Source organism: Kroppenstedtia guangzhouensis, assembly GCF_014637345.1.
In the GTDB taxonomy this organism is placed as follows: domain Bacteria; phylum Bacillota; class Bacilli; order Thermoactinomycetales; family DSM-45169; genus Kroppenstedtia; species Kroppenstedtia guangzhouensis.
The window spans coordinates 1-718 of the sequence record NZ_BMEX01000075.1 but is presented as its reverse complement, the minus strand read 5'-3'; the positions used below and the strand labels follow the sequence as shown (position 1 = coordinate 718).

Here is a 718-nt window from a genome sequence, read left to right as displayed (position 1 = left end):
GGATGCTTTCCGCCCGTAAAAGGGCCGTTTTTTGCGAATCACCGAACGGATTCCAAGCCCTCGCATTAGTCTACGGACACGTTTTCGATTCACCACCATGCCTTCGCGTCGGAGAGCGGTGGTCATTCGAATATACCCGTAATACGGGTGGAGGCGATGGATTGCCAGGATATGCTCTTGAATCCAGGCATCCTTGGACCGGCGTTCTTCGGCGAGAGACCGGGTCTTCTTCCACTTATAGTAACCAGAACGGGAAACCTGGGCGATTTGCAGTAACTGTGCCAAGGAGTGATGATCGCGCAGTTCATCGATTATGGCAAAGCGATTGCTTTTGGAAATCACTCCCCCAACAGATTTGGATGACGCTTTTTTAGGAAATCTACCTGCGCTTTTAGGTAAGCGTTCTCTTCCTCTAAATTGTCAAAGTGCTTCCGATTCCATACTCCCCGGTGATCTACCAACGATTCCCCTTTTTGATGTCGTTGAACCCAGTCTTGGACTTGGGACTTGCTACGGATCGCCAAACGCTCACAAATGGATCGATAGGACAGGCCTTCTTCCAGATGAAGGCGGATCGCTTCCGCTTTGGTTTCCAATGTGTACCGTTTGAATGTTTGCCCTTTTTTCGCCATAAGAAAATCCCCTCCGGCAGTTCAGTGCTTTTGTCCATCTTACCAGATGGACTTTTTTCACTGTCTACCGTATGGGGATAATACCA

General features: G+C 49.2%; 1 pseudogene. It reads right to left on the bottom strand.

What is annotated here, in order from left to right:
- Positions 1 to 632 (bottom strand): annotated as a pseudogene (locus IEV46_RS18290) (IS3 family transposase); the annotation flags it as partial.
- Positions 633 to 718 lie beyond the last annotated feature (86 nt).